This window comes from Microvirga sp. jy35, from assembly GCF_056148915.1.
In genome coordinates, this window is record NZ_JBWBEW010000001.1 from 140,648 (window position 1) to 157,711 (window position 17,064).

Below are 17,064 nucleotides of genomic sequence, written 5' to 3' on the forward strand. Positions count from 1 at the left end.
GCTCCAGCCGCCAACGGTGATTGTGATGGGCACAGGCCAATGCCCGGCGGTCTGCCGGGCACCGCAATCATGTCAGGCGGCGGCCTTCACGCTCTGGTCGCGCAGTCCGAGAAGATGGCAGATGGCATAGACCAGATCGGCGCGGTTCATGGTGTAGAAGTGGAATTCGCTGACACCGCGGTCGACGAGGTCGATCACCTGCTCGGCGGCCACGGCGGCGGCCACGAGCTTGCGGGTCTCCACATCGTTGTCGAGGCCATCGAAGCGGGCTGCCAGCCAGGCGGGAACGCTCGCGCCGGTTTTGGAGGCGAAACTCGCCGTCTGCTTGAAGTTCTGCACCGGCACGATGCCGGGAACGATCGGGATGCTGATGCCGCGGGCGCGCACGCGGTCGAGAAAGCGGAAGTAGTGATCGTTATCGAAGAAGAACTGCGTGATGGCGCGGTCGGCGCCGCAATCCACCTTGGCCTGCAGCACGTCGATATCTGCTTCCAGCGATGACGCTTCGGGATGCCTCTCCGGGTAGGCCGAAACGGAGACCTCGAAGTCGCCGATGGCCTTGATCCCGGCCACCAGATCGCAGGTCTGCCGGTAGCCGCCCGGATGGGGCTCGTAGGCCGTGCCGATGCCGCCCACCGGATCGCCCCGCAGGGCCACGATGTGGCGCACGCCTGCATCCCAGTAGGAACGCACGACATCGTCCACCTCGTCCTTCGTGGCTGCCACGCAGGTGAGATGCGCCGCAGGCTTCAGTTGCGTTTCCTGCACGAGGCGCGAAACCGTGGCGTGGGTGCGCTCGCGGGTGGAGCCGCCCGCGCCATAGGTGACGGAGACGAACTGCGGGTCAAGAGGAGCAAGACGCTGGATCGACGACCACAGGGTCGCCTCCATCTCCGGCGTCTTCGGCGGAAAGAACTCGAACGAGACCTTGATCGGGCGGGAGGCCTGGCGACTGGGACGAAGGGTGAGCGGTGACATCAGGCGACCTCTCTGTCGGGTTCACTCAAAGGCCAATCCGTCACCACGCGGCGATCCTGGCCAAGCCAAAGGGATACGGTCAGATGCTCGTCGCCCTTCTTGGGCGGAGCAATCTCCCGGGTGAGGGTGCAGTCGAGCCCCGCCTCGTCGAGCCAGCCGGCAACCTGAGCCGGGGCGAAGCCGAGGCGGCGATGGGCCTGAGCCTCACGCAGGAACTCGAGGCTGTGGGGCGCAAAATCCACCACGAGGATGCGCCCGCCCGGAGCCACGAGGCGCGCCGCCTCGCGGATCGCCCGAGCCGGATCGTCGAGGTAGTGCAGGACCTGATGGATGACGACGAGGTCGAAGGTGTCGCGCGGAAACGGAGGGGCATAGATGTCCCCCTGCCGCAGCTCGATGCCCCTCAGGCCCGCCTTTTCCAGATTGGCACGAGCCACCGACAGCATGGCATGGCTGGCATCCAGGCCTACGGTGCGCATGGCGCGGGGCGCCAGAAGCTGCAGCATGCGCCCGGTGCCGGTGCCGAGATCGACGAGGTTTCGGATCGAGCGCGTGCCCAGGGCATCGAGCACGGCGGCCTCGACCACCGTTTCCGGCGCGTGCAGGGAGCGGATCCGGTCCCATTCAGGCGCCAGACGCGAGAAGAAAGCCTGCGCCGCCTGCGAACGCTGGGCGCGGACCGCCTGAAGCCGGGTCCGATCCTCCAGCAGTCTTGGATCGGACCTGTCGAGGCTCTCGAGGGTCGGACGGATGATGCCCAGAGCCACGCCCCGGTCGGTGAGCCGGAAGAAGGCCCAGGCTCCCTCCCGGTGACGCTCCACAAGACCGGCTTCGACCAGAAGCTTCAGGTGGCGGGAGATGCGCGGCTGGGATTGTCCCAGAATGTCGGTGAGGTCGGAAACGGAGAGTTCGCCTTCCGTCAGAAGTGCCAGGATCCGCAGGCGCGTCTCCTCCGCGGCAGCCCGCAGGACGTCCAGGGTCAGGTCCAACGATGGAGACGGAGTGTCGGGCACGGCCAAATCTCGCTCTTACATATAAAGATATGTTTATATCTTTTCTGCAGCAGGAGCAAGCAAGGCTTTAGGACTTTTCTCGGCGCACCTTCGCACGCCCTGACAGGACGACCAGCACGAACACGGCCCCGGCGACAAACCATGCAGACAGCGCAATATCCTCCCGGTTCAGCATTGAGGCGATCAGCAGGGTCACGAAGGTCTGCAGGAGCTGGACTTGGCTCACATGGGCGATGCCGCCGATGGCAAGCCCCGCATTCCAGGCGAAGAAGCCCAGATACTGGCTCATCAGGGCGACATAGGCGAAGCTGATCCAGCTCCAGGCGGGAACCGCGCCCGGCTCCGGCGGCATGCTCCAGAGTGCGAGCGGAATTGTGACCGGCAGGGCCACGACCAGAACCCAGGAGATCACCTCCCAGCCGGCCAAGCCTGCGCGGGCGAGCTTGCCGGACAGCACATAGCCCAGGGCAGACGACAGGGCCGCCCCAAGGAGGAAGACATCCCCCTGCCCCAGCGACCCGCCGCCTTCGTGCAGGGTGAATCCGATGACCAGGGCAGCCCCCGCGAGGGACGCCAGCCAGAAGGCCGGGCTCGGGCGCTCGCCCGCAATCAGGGTGCTGATGGCCGAGGTGGCGAGCGGCAGGATCCCGAGCACAACACCCCCGTGGGAGGCCGGCACGGTCTGCATGGCAAGCGCCGTGAAGCCGGGGAAGCCTGCGACCAGGCACAGGGCAACGAGCAGGAGGGTCCCGGCCTGCCGCAGAGACGGCCAGGGCTTTCGAAGCAGAAGAAGCGTTGCCAGTGCAAGGAGCCCGGCGAGCCCCGCCCGGCCCGCCGTGATGAAGAGCGGGCTCAGATGCTCGACGGCAATATGCGTGAAGGGCAGCGTGCCGGCGAAAATGCACACGCCGATGAAGCCCAGGAGCAGGCCGAGCGTTTGGCGGGACACCGAGCGCCAGCTTACCGGAAGGGCGGTTCGTCGAAGCTGCGGAGCTTGCGCGAGTGGAGGGAGGTCCGCTGTCCCCTCAGGATGTCCAGGGCTGCCAGACCGATCATGAGGTGCTCGCTCACCGCCCGCTCGTAGAAGGCATTGGCCGCGCCCGGCAGCTTGATCTCCCCGTGGAGCGGCTTGTCCGACACGCACAGCAGGGTTCCGTAGGGCACGCGCAGACGATAGCCCTGAGCCGCGATGGTGCCGCTCTCCATGTCGACAGCAATGGCGCGGGACAGGTTGATCTGGCGCCGCTCCTGGCTCCAGCGCAGCTCCCAATTCCGGTCATCGTAGGTCACGACGGTACCGGTGCGCAGGCGCCGCTTCAGCTCCTCGCCGCGCTCTCCGGTGACCTGAACGGCGGCTTCCTGCAGAGCGACCTGGATCTCGGCCAGGGCCGGGATCGGGATCTCCGGCGGCACGGCGCCGTCGAGGATGTGGTCGCGCCGCAGATAGCCGTGGGCCAGCACGTAGTCGCCGATGGACTGCGACTGGCGCAGGCCCCCGCAATGGCCGACCATGAGCCAGCAATGCGGCCGCAGCACCGCCAGGTGATCCGTGATGTTCTTCGCGTTCGACGGGCCGACGCCGATATTGACCAGGCTCACTCCCTGCCCGTCCTTGCGCATGAGGTGATAGGCCGGCATCTGGAACCGGTGCCACGGGGACGAACCGATGAGATCCTCGACCGCAGCCTCGTCCAGCCCCCGCTCGATGCTGACGCCGCCGGGCAGGTCGAGTCTCGTGTAGGGCCCGTTTTCGTCGGCGAGTTCCTTCACGGCCCAGCGGATGAACTGGTCCACGTAGCGGTGATAGTTGGTGAGCAGGATCCAGGGCTGCACGCAGCGCCAGTCGCTGCCCGTGTAGTGGACGAGTCGGCGCAGCGAATAGTCTACCCGCGCCGCGTCGAACAGCGCCAGCGGCCGCGCCTCGTTATCATGGAAGTTCCAGGTGCCGTCGGCAATCTCGTCGCCGACCTTGGCCAGGAGCGGCGTCGGGAAGTGCTGGGCGAGCTCGGAGGCGGAATGCGCGCCCCGGCCCAGTTCGTCTCCGCGCTCGAACACGTAGGGATAGGGGATTTCCTGGTCGCTGACCCCGACCTCGATGGTGGCGCCATAGTCGCGCACGAGGAAGTTCAGCTGCTCCAGCAGGTAGTTCCGGTAGAACGTCGGCTGCGTGATCGTCGTGGCATAGACGCCCGGTCCCTGGAACTTGGCGTAGGCGCGCTGCTTGATCGGCGGCACCGAGGCCGCCCTGTAGTCCAGGCGCAGTTCGGGATAACGGAAGCGGGAGCGCTCCAGGGGCGTGGGGGCCGTGCCGGTGGCGAAGAAATGCTCCAGCGCATGACGCTGCGCCTCGATGGCGCTGTCGTGAAGGTCGATGAGCCGCTCGACGGCTTCCTGAGGCGTGGCTACGGATTCGAAGCTGGAAATGTTGTCGACTGGCACGGAATGTCTTCTCTTCTTCTGTCTCGTGCCTCAAGGGTCATACACTGTTTCGTCGAAGAACCCAACCTGCTTGATCGATCAGAATGGAACCTGGGCTCCTGTCCAGTCGAAAAAGCCTCCGGTATCCTCGAGCGTGAGCCCGTCCATCAGCCTCAACAGGCCGGCAGCGCTTTCCTGGACCGCGATGTCGGCCCCCGAGCCCCCCATATCCGTTCGGACCCAGCCCGGATGCACGGACACCACAACAATTCTTTCCTCCCGCAGATCCATGGCAAGGCCCTGCATCACCTTGTTCACGGCAGCCTTCGAAGCGCGATAGGCAATGCGGTCGGACTTCGCGTAGGAGAGTGAGCCCATTCGGCTGGAGATCGTTACGATCTTCGCGCTTTCTGCCCTCTGCAGGAGCGGGAGAAATGCCTGTACTACCCGCAACGGTCCGAGGGTGTTGATGTCGAGAGTATCGAGAAAGCCCTTGAAATCCATGGCAAGGGTGGATTGCTGCTTCGGGCCAATCACGCCCGCGTTGCTGACGAGAACGTCCACGGGTTCGTCAAGCTGTCGGACAGCTGCTTCAATCGAGGCCTGATCCCGAACGTCGAAAACCAATGTTTTAAATAGACCTTGGGTCTGCGCATCGTGAAACTCCTCTGGAATGGACGCGCTGTCGCGCACAGTTCCGATGACCCTGTCGCCACGAAGAAGAAGCTGCCTGGCAAGTTCGCAGCCGATGCCCCGACCGACGCCGGTGATCACATAAGTCTTCATGCATGCCCCTAAACAAAACGCCCCTCCAAGAGGGGCGTTTGACTGCTTATCGCGAGAACTTCTTGTACTTGATCCGGTGCGGGATCGTGGAATCCGTGCCGAGGCGGCGCTTCTTGTCCTCCTCGTAATCGGCGAAGTTGCCTTCGAACCATTCCACGTGGCTCTCGCCCTCGAAGGCCAGGATGTGGGTGGCGATGCGGTCGAGGAACCAGCGATCGTGCGAGATGATCACGGCGCAGCCCGCGTAATCCTCCAGCGCTTCTTCCAGCGCGCGCAGGGTGTCCACGTCGAGGTCGTTGGTGGGCTCGTCGAGGAGCAGCACGTTCGAGCCCGATTTCAGGATCTTGGCCAGATGCACGCGGTTGCGCTCGCCGCCCGAGAGCACGCCCACCTTCTTCTGCTGGTCGGAGCCCTTGAAGTTGAACGCGCCGCAATAGGCGCGGGCGTTGATCTCGCGCTTGCCGAGATAGAGGATCTCGTTGCCGCCGGAGATTTCCTCGTAGAGGGTCTTGTTGGCATCGAGCGAGTCGCGGCTCTGGTCGACGTAGCCGAGCTTGACGCTCTCGCCGATCTTGATGGTGCCCTCGTCCGGCTGCTCCTGGCCGGTGATCATGCGGAAGAGCGTGGTCTTGCCGGCGCCGTTCGGGCCGATGATGCCGACGATGCCGCCCGGCGGCAGCTTGAACGACAGGCCGTCGATGAGGAGCTTGTCGCCGAAGGCTTTCTTGAGATTGTCGAACTCGATGACGTTGTTGCCGAGGCGCTCCGCGATCGGGATGACGATCTGAGCGGTCGTCGGGCCCTTCTCGTTGGCCTTGGCCACGAGTTCCTCGTAGCGCTGGATACGCGCCTTCGACTTGGCCTGGCGGGCCTTCTGCGAGGCCGACACCCACTCGCGCTCGCGCTCGATGGTGCGCTTGTGCGCCTCGTCCTCGCGGCCCTCCTGCTCGAGGCGCTTCTGCTTCTGCGTGAGCCAGGACGAGTAATTGCCCTCGTAAGGAATGCCCCGGCCGCGGTCGAGCTCGAGGATCCAGCCGGTGACGTTGTCGAGGAAGTAGCGGTCGTGGGTGACGATCAGGATCGCGCCCGGATAGCTGCGCAGGTGGCCTTCCAGCCAACCGGTGGTCTCGGCGTCCAGGTGGTTGGTGGGCTCGTCGAGCAGCAGCAGCTCGGGCTGCTCCAGGAGCAGCTTGCACAGGGCCACGCGGCGGCGCTCGCCGCCCGAGAGCTTGTCCACGGACCAGTCGTCCGGCGGGCAGCGCAGGGCGTCCATGGCCTGGTCGACCTGGGAGTCGAGATCCCACAGGCCCTTGGCCTCGATCTCGTCCTGGAGGCGGGTCATCTCGTCCGCCGTCTCCTCCGAGTAGTTCATGGCGAGCTCGTTGTAGCGGTCGAGGATCGCCTTCTTGGCGGCCACGCCCTCCATGACGTTCTCGCGGACGTTCTTCGACGGATCGAGCTGGGGCTCCTGCGGCAGGTAGCCCACGCGGGCGCCCTCGGCCACCCAGCCCTCGCCGTTCCAGTCCGTATCGGTCCCGGCCATGATCCGCAGCAGGGTCGACTTGCCGGCGCCGTTGACGCCGAGCACACCGATCTTGGCGTCCGGATAGAAGGACAGATGGATGTTGTCCAGGACCTTCTTGCCGCCCGAATAGGTCTTGGTGAGGCCACGCATATGGTAGATGAATTGACGGGACACGGGAAAAGCCCTGCTTGGTCGAGATGTGAATGGAGTTGGCCGTCAGTTAGCAGGGGCGGGCGGCGGGGGCAAGGCGGGGGAGTGTCGCCAGCAGAGTTCCAAAAAGCCAGCACCTTGTGGCCCGCAGCCTGTGGGCTGCGGGCCTGTGGTGAGATCGAGGGTGGCGCGATGGGCAGCCCGGCTCGATGATGTGTGGTGAAGGGAAGAGCCGAGATGCCTCTTCGCGCACGGCTTGTTTAGGCGTTCAGGCGATGCCAGCCCGGTGACCGCTCCAGGCGGGGTCCGTCTGCTCGACGGGGGCCTGGAGCCGATTCCGACCACCGGCACGAAAGCCTGGGCCTCCTGTCGGTGCCGCTTGCGAGGCTGCACCACAGGACCGTGCCTGCTCCCACACTGCGACGCCTCGCGAGTGCGCCCCTCGACAGGAACAGGTCTGCACAACGATATAGCCGAGCTTAAGAGAGCTGTCAAGAACAAAGCAAGAACATAAATCCTGCCGGCTACTGTCATTCCGGGCTCCGCTGTGCGGCCCCGGAATCCATAACCGCGACATCTCAGGAAAGAGAAGTCAGCGTTGCGCCTCTTTCTGCACCGTTAGCGTTTATGGATTCCGGGCTCGCCTTTGGCGCCCCGGAATGACAGTGAGCGTATCATTCCCGGCCGGAGCGCAGCGAAAGGAAAGGGGATCCATAGCGGCGCGTCTATGAGTGGATCCCTTCCCAGCCTGCGGCCGCCGGGGATGACACCCGCTCGTCATTACCGGCCTCGTGCCGGTGATCCCGACCCGTCGAGCATCACCGCAGCGGGATGGCCGGGACAAGCCCGGCTATGACGAGAAGGGGATTGTCATCGAAGGACGAGACTGGCGCCAGTACCCTCTCCCCTCTGCGGGAGAAGGCTATCCGCATCAAAGCCCGAACGGGTAGGTCTCCGGCATGCCCTTCCCGCGGGCGTGGGTCAGCGGCGTCACGGCCTTGGTCTCCTCGAACCAGACGAAGGCATCGAACTGCTCGGCCAGGACGGCCTCGAAGTAATGGCTGTAGAGCTCCGTCTCCGGCCGGTAGACCACGCCGATGGCCCGCTCCAGGCGGGGCCTGGAGAGAACCTGGGTGAGGTCGGCCTGGCCGTTCTCGCGCCAGTCGGTGAGGAAGCAGCCGAGGCCTGCGTCGCGGAAGATCCGCTCATGGCTGTCGGGCCGCGCGGGGCGGACGCTCTTCACCTGCATGGGCTCATCCCAATCGTCCGCCGCCGCCACGGTGCCGCGATCCGTACCGAGCCCGATCAGAATGGCCTCGTCGCGATAGGTCTTGCGGCAGAGCTCGCCGATGTTGAACTCACCCTGCCAGCCCATGGCGGTTGCGGCGGCATTGCCGATGTGGGAGTTGTGCGCCCAGACTACGGCCTTGGCATTGTCGCGCCGGGCGAGCAGGCTCTGGAGCGTCTCGAACATGTGCCTGTCGCGCAGGTTCCAGGACTCGGTCGCGCCCTCGTACATGATCCGGTAATAGTGCTCGGCCGCATGGACGATCTTGGCGTTCTGGACCGCGTCGAAGAATGCCTCGCCGCCATCGGCCTGCAGATACTCCAGGCGCTTGTCGAGGATCGTCTGGAGCTGGCGCAGCAGGGCCTCGTCGCAGGGCTTCTTCTGCCCGGTGAGAACGGCGCGGCCGTAGCGGGCCGGATCCGACTGCCAGGGGCTGAGGCAGCCGTAGCGCCCCCTCGCCTCCTTGGCGGCTTCCGGATCGACCTTGTCGAGATAGTCGAGAACGGAGCGGATGGATCCGTTCAGACTGTAGACATCAAGCCCGCGGAACTCGGCGCGTTCATCCTCCGCACGATCCCTGTTGTGCGCGCGCATCCAGTTGACGAAATCGGCCACCTCCTCGTTGCGCCACATCCAGGTGGGAAAGCGCTCGAAGGCTGCATCGTCGCCGTCGGGAACCGGGCGATGGCGCACATAGGCATCGATGCGCGCCGCATCGGGCCAGTCGGCCTCCACTGCCACGATGGTGAAGCCGTGCTGCTCAATCAGACGCTTCGTGATGGCGGCACGAGCGCGATAGAACTCCGAGGTCCCATGGCTTGCCTCGCCGAGAAGGACAACCTTGGCGTCGGCAAAGCGGTCGAACATGGTGCCGAAGGCCTCCTCATCCGCAATCGGCGGCAGAGGCTCGCCATGCTCACGCACGAGATCGACCGCCTCCTTGATGGATGCGTCGTTCTCGTTCTGCTTCCAGGACAACCGGGCCATGATGCCGCCTCCCGCCGTCCGGGCGGCGATGCCCGGCTCTCGCCGAAAACGGCAGCAGGACTCGCCTTGTTCCCGATCAAGCCGAGGACAGACAAAGTGAAACAGCCGGGGCAAGAACCCCGGCTGTTTCATGTCTTCTGATGGAGGGATCGCCTACCAGTAGAAATAGAAATGCTCGGCCTTCAGATCCGTCATCCGAACATTGACCAGGGTCAGCTGATCATCGCCCCTCAGCCACTCGCCCGTGCCGAGATCCATGACGACGTTCTTGCCCACCTGCTTCATGTGCGGCTTGAGGGTGTCGAAGTCGACGATGCCGGAATGGTTGATGTCGTGGCGGATGAGCAGCATCTCGTTCTGCTTCACCTTGAAGTCGTAGACGACGTCCTGGCCCATGTCCGAGTTGAAGACATAGCGGTCTGAGCCCGAGCCGCCCCAGAGCTTGTCGTTGCCTGCCCCGGAGTCGAGAACGTCGTCGCCCGATCCGCCCCAGATCTGATCCTTGCCGAACCAGCCCGAAATCACATCCTTCCCGGCGCCGCCGTAAAGCTTGTCGTCGCCAGCGGGATCCGACATGGTGTCGCCCTCGATGCTGTCGTCACCGGCGCCGCCCTGGATGAGGTCGCTGCCGCCGCCACCTTGAAGCTGATCGTTGCCGCCGTCGCCGTAGAGCTTGTCGTTGCCGTTGCCCCCATCGAGAAGATCAACGCCGTTGCCGCCGCGCAGCATGTCGACGCCCTCGTCGCCATACAGCATGTCGTCGCCTTCCTCGCCGCGCAGCTGGTCGTTGCCCGCTCCGCCATAGAGGATATCGAGACCGTTGCCGCCATACAGACGGTCGTTGCCCAGATCGGCCTCGATGTAACCGTCGCCGTCATTGCCGTAGAGCGCATCGTTTCCGGCACCGCCATAGACGGTATCGTCACCCTTGTCGCCGCTCAGGTTGTCGTTGCCGCCGAGACCGTTGATGAGGTCGTCGCCGTCCTGCGCCTTGATCACGTTGGCCTTGTCCGTGCCGGTGATCTCATCGTTGCCGGACGACGGCTTGGTGGAGGCGCCGGTCTGGCCATTCCCGTTGAACAGGAACCACTCGGCGGCAGGCGCCTGGGCGGTCATGATGGTGAGGCTGCCGCCATCCGCGAAGGCGATCACATAGCCGCCGCTGATCTGGCTGATCTGCAGATCGGCGAAACGGATCGCGCCGACATTGTTCAGGACGATCCGGTCATTCTGTGCGGCATTGAAGTCGAGGATCGTGTCCTTGCCGTCTCCACCGGTATACAGATAGACATCCGCGCCGCCGTTGCCCTGCAGAGTATCGTTTCCGGCTCCCCCGACGAAGGTGTCGTGGTTGAGTCCTCCCCGCAGCACATCACCGGCAGCCGTGCCTGAAATCAGCCGGCCCTTCACGGATTGCGGATCCTTGAAATACTGCTCGACGAGCTCGTCGGCTGGCTTGCCGTGAGTGTAGTAGCCGTCGTCCGGGCTGGGATCGGCCGGCAACTGACCCGCGTCGTAGTTCCACAGCCAGTAGCCGCCCACCCAGCCTTCATTGGCCTCATCGGTCATGATCTTGTAGAAGGCCCTGAACATGTTGGCCCGCTCGACAACGTCGACCGTTCCGCTGCGCCAGGTCCAGGGATCGTAGTTGCTGCCGTCGAGGCTGCGGAAGCCGGTCTCGGTGAAGATCAGCTTCTTGCCGAACTGCTCCGCGATGCGCTGCAGCGCATCGATGGCTGAAATGTTCTCGCCGAACCTGGCGACGATCGGTTGAGTGACATGTTCAAACTTCGATGGCTTCGTCCAGCCGTCGATAAGCTGCTGCACCGTTGGATTAGGGTTGTCTGTAAACGAAATGTAGGGATTAGCGCCGATATAGTCGAGAACATCCCAGAAGTCGACATGGAGCGCCTCCGTCCAGGTGGCGGCGTAAGTGAGCTTGCCGGCGTAGCCCACCTCCTCACGAATGGCCTTGACGATGTCCTTCCAATGCTCCGTGAAGCGCGGATGTGTCATGCTCTCACATTCGTTGCCGATAGCGAAAGCCGTGACGCCTTGCTCCTTCGCAAGACGGGCATAGTGCAGAACTTGCTCCTTGTATGAAGCAAACCACGCATTGCCGAATTCCATCCACTCCGCCTCAGTGGGCAGCGTGCCGTCCGCATGCTTGGGAGGACCGATCAGGGCATTCCAGTCAGGGCTCTGGATGTTCACGTGCAGCTTGAAGATTACCTCAAGACCACGGGCCTTAGCTTGGGAGATGACCTCTCGAATGGAGCCGTCGCTCTCGGTGCGGGGAGCACCGTCCGTGTTGTATCCGCCAAGGTCACTGTTGTCGCGATAAACACGGGTCGATGTCAGGCTGTCCATGTAGACCGTCGGAACGATCACGACCTGGGAGGCGCCATCGCCCTGGATCAGGTCGAGATTGGTCTGGGTCCACGGCATCCGGAAATTGCCGTCATACCAGGAAGGAAGGCTCTCGGCCTGGAAATCGAACAGCTTAGGCATGGTGACAAGGCCCCTGCGGGAATGATCATCTGCGATGATGCGCTTATAGTATTATTCTTCCGATATAACGTTCAAAGTATGTTCTCGCAAGCGCGATGAAGGGTCAGCGTTAAGGCTCCCTTGCTGGGCTCCGGTCGAAAGGGCAGTGCATTTCTCCGATGGAGGCGCTCACTGGGCAGCCGAGATGACGCAACGTCAGCGTCATTCTGCGGCAGATCGGAAGGCCTGCAGCGGGTTCAGGCGACTCCGGCCATGATCGTGGCGAAAGCTTCCTCTGCGGCAATGACGGTGGCCATCTGCACCGTATGGGCGAAGCGGTAGGGTTCGCCGTAGATCGTCTCGTCCGGGAATTCCGTGATGAGGGTCAGCGGCGTCGGATGGCGCTCGTCGGTCGTCAGCAAGCAGGGTACGCCGTTGATGATCTCGTAGGGCGTTCCGCCGGAATGGATGGAGCAGATCTCGATCTGGCGGCGGTTGAACTCGGCCAAGCCCGGCACGGCCGACAGCCCTTTCGTGACGGCCTCGATCAGGGTTCTGGCCGTCCCGGCCCAGGCGGGGTGATGGCGGACGATCAGGAAGAAGCCTTTCGGGATCGTCCAGAGCTCGAAACCGCGCGGCAGGTAGCCGGTGAAGGGCCTGGTCCATTCATGGGCCGGATAGCCGTGAAGGTTGAGGTGCAGCTGCGCGCCGGACAGGGCCAGGGCCTGGTTGCGCGCGCCGATCTCGTAGAGCGGCTCGCCGCGGCCATATTCCAGATCGTTGCCGAGGGACGTGTAGCGTGCGGCGTGGTGCATGTGGCGTGGGCTGCCCTCGCACAGGCGGCCATGCAGAGCGTAGCCGTCCGGGTTCTCGACCGGGATATAGGCGATGTTAGCCTCGGGATTGGCGAGGAGCCGACGCACCGCCCTTAAGGTACCGACGGGGGCCGAGGTTTCATTGGCGTGCTGCCCGCTCGTCACGAGGACGGCCGGGCGCGATCCGGCCCGGTAGATGCCGCGCACCGGGCGTCCCTCGCGGGAAGCGCCCTCGAAGGTTTCGCCCGGAAGCTCCGCGAGCTCCCGGTGGATTTGAGCAAGAGAGGGGGCGGCTTCCGCCGTTTCGATATCCTGCTCCGGGCGGGCCGGATCGGCCGGCACCCCGAAGGCGCGCAGGGTCACGCGAACCCCTGCATCGCCCTCCCCGGCCCGGATGTCCGGCACGATCTGCCCAGGCTGCAGGCCGCGATCCTCCGGCGGACGGCCCGAGCGGTGCTTGAAGAATTCGAGAATCGAGAAATAGAAGTCCTCGTGAAGCGCCTCGCGGGTGCTCATGACCTCGTCGCCGTAAGCAAGCGGCCGCTCGATGCCGGGAATAGCCACATCGATGGCCAGCGTCTCGGCATAGGGCTCCGTTTCAGGCCAGTCATGAGCCGTGACGGCGGCCATGACCTTGTGGAACACCTGCTCGATCTCGGCCTCGATCGGTTCATCCAGATCGGGGCCGCCATCGGCGCGCGCCGTGATCTTCAGCCAGCCGGTTGGGGTGAGATCCACCTGATCGAGATGGTTGGTGCGCAGGCGGTTGGGAGCGAAGACCTCATGCTTCCCGATGCTTTCATCCGCGTATTCCAGCGTGACCTCATAGGTCAGATCGGTCTCGCCGGGCTCGAAGCGGGTCTCGACGCCCTCGAGCAGGGCCGCCAGGGGATAGGCTTCGGAGAGGAAGCGCAGGCGGTCGGCCTTCTCATGCACGGGATAGCGCACGGTTGCCCGCGTCACGCTCGCCAGGTCGAGTTCTTCGAGAAAAGCATGGACGAGCGGCTTGTAGGCGCTGCGCAGGCGGGCATGGATGCCCGCATCGGCAAGAATGCGTTCCGCCGCGCGACGCGCCGCCTCGTCCTCGAACAGCCAGGCTTCGAGGACCGTGCCCTTATGATGGTCACTCGCCCATTCGCGCACCAGGACATCGAGAGTGCGCGGAATCCGCTCGTCGAGCAAAATCGTCATTTCGAGGTTTGTCCTGTCGGGTCGAGGAGATCGCGCAGCCAATCGCCCAGAAGGTTGAGGCCGAGCACGGTGAACATGATGGCAAGCCCGGGAAACACGCTGACCCACCAGGCGGTCTGCAGATAGGTGCGCCCGTCGGCCAGCATGCCGCCCCAGCTTGGGATCAGCGGATCGACGCCGAGGCCGAGGAAGGTCAGGCTGCTCTCCAGCAGGATGTTGTTGGCCACCTGCAGGGTCATCAGGATGATGATGGGGCCGAGCACGTTGGGCAGGATGTGGGTGAAGATGATGCGTCCGTTCCCGACCCCGATGGCGCGGGCGGAGAGGATGAACTCCCGATCCCGCAGAGCAAGAACCGAACCGCGTACGAGGCGCGCATACTGCACCCATTGCGCCACGATCATGAAGAAGATGATCTTGTCCACACCGGTTCCCAGGATGGCGAGGAACATGATCGCCAGCAGGATGAAGGGCAGCGCCAGCTGAATGTCGGCAAAGCGCATCAGCAGGATTTCGGTGATGCCGCGGTAGTAGCCGGCGACCAAGCCGATGAGCGTTCCCAGGACGACGGCCCCCAGCACCGAGAACACCCCGACCGTGAGCGAGATCCTGCCGCCGACGATGACGCGGGCCAGCACGTCGCGCCCGAGCGGATCCGTACCGAGGGGATGGGCGAGGTTCTGGAAGGGCGGTGTAAGCCGCGCCATCAGGTCCATGCTCTCGCCGCCATCGGGGAAGAGAAAGCCTGAGAATAGCACGGCCAGGGACATTCCGCCGGCGAGCAGGAGGCCGAGGACGAGTTCGAGGGACCTGAAGTGCCGGCGTGCCGACGACACAGCCTGAGCGGCAGCCATGAGCGTCACTCCGTCCGGATGCGGGGGTCGATCAGCCCGTAGGCGATGTCGACCAGGAGGTTGATGAGAACGATGAAGAGCGCCAGCACCGTGATGGTGCCCTGGAGCACCGGGTAATCGCGGTTGGAGATGGCGTCAAAAGCGAGCGTGCCCATGCCGGGCCAGTTGAACACCCGCTCCACGATCACGATGCCGCCGATAAGGCCGCCGAACTGCAGGCCGATATAGGTGACGAGCGGGATCGCCGAATTGCGCAGCGCGTGCTTGTAGAGCACGACCCGGTCGCGCAGACCCTTGGAGCGCGCCACCATGATGTATTGCTGCGAGAGCGTCTCCAGCATCGACGTGCGCACGAGGCGCACATTGGTGGCGGTGAGGATGATCGCCATGGTGAGCGCGGGCATGATGAAGCTCTCGGGCCCCTCCATGCCGCTCGGCGGCAGCAGCCCGAGCACGATGGAGAACAGGAGCACCAGCATGATGGCGAGCCAGAAGTTCGGAAACGACAGGCCCACCAGCGACAGGATGCGGATGAGCTGATCCGGCCAGCGGCCGCGATGCACGGCCGCGTAGATGCCGAGCGGCACCGCGAGCAGGATGGACGTTAGAAGAGACGCGAAGGCCAGAAGCAGGGTCGCAGGCAAGGCGCGGGATATGAGCAGGGACACGGGGGTGCCGCCCATGAAGCTCTTGCCGAAATCGCCGGTCAGGATGCCCTGAAGAAAACTGAAGTACTGGACGAAGAACGGCCTCTCGAGACCCAAGGCCTGGCGGATGTTCTGCAGATCCTGCTCGGTGATGTTGCCGCCGCCCCCGAGCATCATGATCGCCGGATCTCCGGACAGCCGAATGGCGAACGCGACGATGAGGGTCACTGCCAGGACGACAAAGATGGCCTGCAGCAATCGCTTGAGAATGAAGCCTGCCATGCCGTGAACTTACCCTTCTCTCTGTCTTCTGTATCTGGAACGAGGCCCCGCTCGCGCGGGGCCTCGTCGCATTGAAGCTTTCAAGCGCCAGGGCGCCTGCTTACTCCACCGACGTTTCGATGAAGCGGAAGCGGCTGTCCGCAGGCGCATCGAAATTCTTCACCCGCTTGTTCACGCCAAAGATCGTGTTCTGGTTGTAGAGCGGGATTTCGAGCGCTTTGTCGGCCACGTAGCGGGCGATCTCCTGCAGAACCTTCTCACGTTCTTTCACGTCATAGATCGTGCGCTGCTTCTCAAGCAGGGCGTTCAGCGTGGGATCGTTGTCGTAAGGGTTCCACTTCTCGCCCGAGTGATACATCAGGTAGGCGGTGTTGTCGTAGTCGAAGGTCCAGCCGCCCCAGGCCTGATGCCATGCCTCGCCGGTCTTGCCGTTCGGGATGATGTCGTTGAGGAGAACCGGAGGCTCGTGCGGCTGCAGCGCCGGCTTGAGGCCGAGCGCCTGGAGGAAGCCGGCCGCCGCCTGCGCCACCTCGCGGAAGGTCGCGTCGTTGCCGCGGAAGTCGATCCGCACCGGAGCGCCGGCCGGAACCTTCGCCTCCTGCAGCATCTGCTTCGCCTTAGCGAGATCGAACGGCAGCGGCTTCATGGCAGGGTCGTTGCCGAACGACAGTTCGGACTGGAAGCTCGCGATCGGCTTGCCGTGGCCGAGCAGCACCGCCTTGATGATGGCATCGCGATCGATGCCCATGATCAGCGCCTTGCGGACATTCACGTCCTTCGTGATGCCTTCCTTGGTGTTCAGGCGCAGCGAAACCACCGTGGGACCGGTGATGCTCATCAGGCTCAGGTTCGGGCTCTTCTCCACCGTCGGAGCAAGCCCGAAGGGAATGAGCGTCGCCACATCGATGCGGCCGGACTGCAGCTCGGCCACCTGGGTGTTCGCCTCGGAGATGAAGCGGGTCACCACCTTGTCGAGTTTAGGAGCGCCGCCCCAATGCTCGGGGAAGGCCTCCAAGGTCAGGCTGACCTTCGGGCTGTATTCCACGAACTTGAACGGTCCGGTGCCGACCGGGTTCATGTTGAAGTGGGCGTCGCCCTTCTCCTGGATGTATTTCGGCGGCACGATCATCGCGCCGTAGCCGGCGAGCTTCGTGAGCAGCACCGGATCGGGCTGCTTCATGATGAAGTCGACCGTCTTGTCGTCGACCACCTCGACACGGTCGATGCTGGTGTAGTTCGACTGCTGCGGGCCCTTCTTGCCCTCTTCGCCGAGAAGGCGATCAAACGTGAACTTCACGGCCGCCGCGTTGAACGGCTCGCCATTGTGAAACTTCACGTTTTCGCGCAGCTTGAAGCGGATGCGGCTGTTGTTGTCCATCAGCTCCCAGGAGGTCGCGAGACCCGGCTTCAGCTTCATGTCCGCGCCGCGGGCGGTCAGCCCGTCGAAGAGATTGTTGGCGGCGGACGACCAGTTGACCAGGAAGGTGTCGATCGGGTCCCAGCTGCCGGGATCGATCGCCACCGCGACGGTCAGGGTTCCGGCGGCTTGCGCTCCGGACGCCATCAGCGGCGCCAGGGCCACTGCGGTCGTCAGGCCGAGTGCCTTCAGTGTTGTCGAGAACTTCATGTGTTGTCTCCCT

At 64.1% G+C, this 17,064-nt stretch carries 12 protein-coding genes; all 12 read right to left on the reverse strand.

Features of this window, described 5'->3' with window-relative positions:
* Positions 1 to 72: 72 nt before the first annotated feature.
* Positions 73 to 978, reverse strand: coding sequence for a methylenetetrahydrofolate reductase [NAD(P)H] (metF, locus tag AC0QTX_RS00660; protein WP_474601883.1), 906 nt, complete (start codon positions 976 to 978; stop codon positions 73 to 75).
* Positions 978 to 1,991: an ArsR/SmtB family transcription factor gene (locus AC0QTX_RS00665; RefSeq protein WP_474601884.1), complete on the reverse strand. Its 1,014-nt coding sequence runs from the start codon at positions 1,989 to 1,991 to the stop codon at positions 978 to 980. Before AC0QTX_RS00665 ends, metF begins: the two co-directional genes overlap by 1 nt.
* Positions 1,992 to 2,058: 67 nt before the next feature.
* Positions 2,059 to 2,940, reverse strand: a complete 882-nt coding sequence (locus AC0QTX_RS00670; protein ID WP_474601885.1) for a DMT family transporter — start codon at positions 2,938 to 2,940, stop codon at positions 2,059 to 2,061.
* 11 nt (positions 2,941 to 2,951) lie between these two features.
* Positions 2,952 to 4,430, reverse strand: a complete 1,479-nt coding sequence (locus AC0QTX_RS00675; protein WP_474601886.1) for an AMP nucleosidase — start codon at positions 4,428 to 4,430, stop codon at positions 2,952 to 2,954.
* Between the two features lie 78 nt (positions 4,431 to 4,508).
* Complete coding sequence (locus AC0QTX_RS00680; RefSeq protein WP_474601887.1) at positions 4,509 to 5,195, reverse strand: SDR family oxidoreductase; 687 nt, start codon at positions 5,193 to 5,195, stop codon at positions 4,509 to 4,511.
* 46 nt (positions 5,196 to 5,241) lie between these two features.
* Positions 5,242 to 6,894: an energy-dependent translational throttle protein EttA gene (ettA, locus tag AC0QTX_RS00685; RefSeq protein ID WP_474601888.1), complete on the reverse strand. Its 1,653-nt coding sequence runs from the start codon at positions 6,892 to 6,894 to the stop codon at positions 5,242 to 5,244.
* Positions 6,895 to 7,801: 907 nt separating this feature from the next.
* The gene (locus tag AC0QTX_RS00690; RefSeq protein WP_474601889.1) at positions 7,802 to 9,145 is read right to left on the reverse strand and encodes an erythromycin esterase family protein; all 1,344 of its coding nucleotides are present in this window, start codon (positions 9,143 to 9,145) and stop codon (positions 7,802 to 7,804) included.
* 153 nt (positions 9,146 to 9,298) lie between these two features.
* The gene (locus tag AC0QTX_RS00695; RefSeq protein WP_474601890.1) at positions 9,299 to 11,656 is read right to left on the reverse strand and encodes a glycoside hydrolase family 113; all 2,358 of its coding nucleotides are present in this window, start codon (positions 11,654 to 11,656) and stop codon (positions 9,299 to 9,301) included.
* A gap of 236 nt (positions 11,657 to 11,892) precedes the next feature.
* Complete coding sequence (locus AC0QTX_RS00700; RefSeq protein ID WP_474601891.1) at positions 11,893 to 13,641, reverse strand: M14 family zinc carboxypeptidase; 1,749 nt, start codon at positions 13,639 to 13,641, stop codon at positions 11,893 to 11,895.
* Positions 13,638 to 14,495 carry an ABC transporter permease gene (locus tag AC0QTX_RS00705; protein WP_474601892.1) on the reverse strand — a complete coding sequence of 286 codons (858 nt, stop codon included), beginning with the start codon at positions 14,493 to 14,495 and terminating at the stop codon, positions 13,638 to 13,640. Before AC0QTX_RS00705 ends, AC0QTX_RS00700 begins: the two co-directional genes overlap by 4 nt.
* A gap of 5 nt (positions 14,496 to 14,500) precedes the next feature.
* Positions 14,501 to 15,424 carry an ABC transporter permease gene (locus AC0QTX_RS00710; protein WP_474601893.1) on the reverse strand — a complete coding sequence of 308 codons (924 nt, stop codon included), beginning with the start codon at positions 15,422 to 15,424 and terminating at the stop codon, positions 14,501 to 14,503.
* A gap of 100 nt (positions 15,425 to 15,524) precedes the next feature.
* On the reverse strand, positions 15,525 to 17,051 hold the full coding sequence (locus AC0QTX_RS00715; protein ID WP_474601894.1) for an ABC transporter substrate-binding protein: 1,527 nt from the start codon (positions 17,049 to 17,051) through the stop codon (positions 15,525 to 15,527).
* Between the last annotated feature and the right edge of the window lie 13 nt (positions 17,052 to 17,064).

Coding starts and splice junctions, on each gene's coding strand:
- metF (WP_474601883.1), bottom strand. CDS start 978: ATGTCACCGCTCACCCTTCGTCCCAGTCGCCAGGCCTCCCGCCCGATC.
- AC0QTX_RS00680 (WP_474601887.1), bottom strand. CDS start 5,195: ATGAAGACTTATGTGATCACCGGCGTCGGTCGGGGCATCGGCTGCGAA.
- AC0QTX_RS00690 (WP_474601889.1), bottom strand. CDS start 9,145: ATGGCCCGGTTGTCCTGGAAGCAGAACGAGAACGACGCATCCATCAAG.
- AC0QTX_RS00695 (WP_474601890.1), bottom strand. CDS start 11,656: ATGCCTAAGCTGTTCGATTTCCAGGCCGAGAGCCTTCCTTCCTGGTAT.
- AC0QTX_RS00700 (WP_474601891.1), bottom strand. CDS start 13,641: ATGACGATTTTGCTCGACGAGCGGATTCCGCGCACTCTCGATGTCCTG.
- AC0QTX_RS00705 (WP_474601892.1), bottom strand. CDS start 14,495: ATGGCTGCCGCTCAGGCTGTGTCGTCGGCACGCCGGCACTTCAGGTCC.
- AC0QTX_RS00710 (WP_474601893.1), bottom strand. CDS start 15,424: ATGGCAGGCTTCATTCTCAAGCGATTGCTGCAGGCCATCTTTGTCGTC.
- AC0QTX_RS00715 (WP_474601894.1), bottom strand. CDS start 17,051: ATGAAGTTCTCGACAACACTGAAGGCACTCGGCCTGACGACCGCAGTG.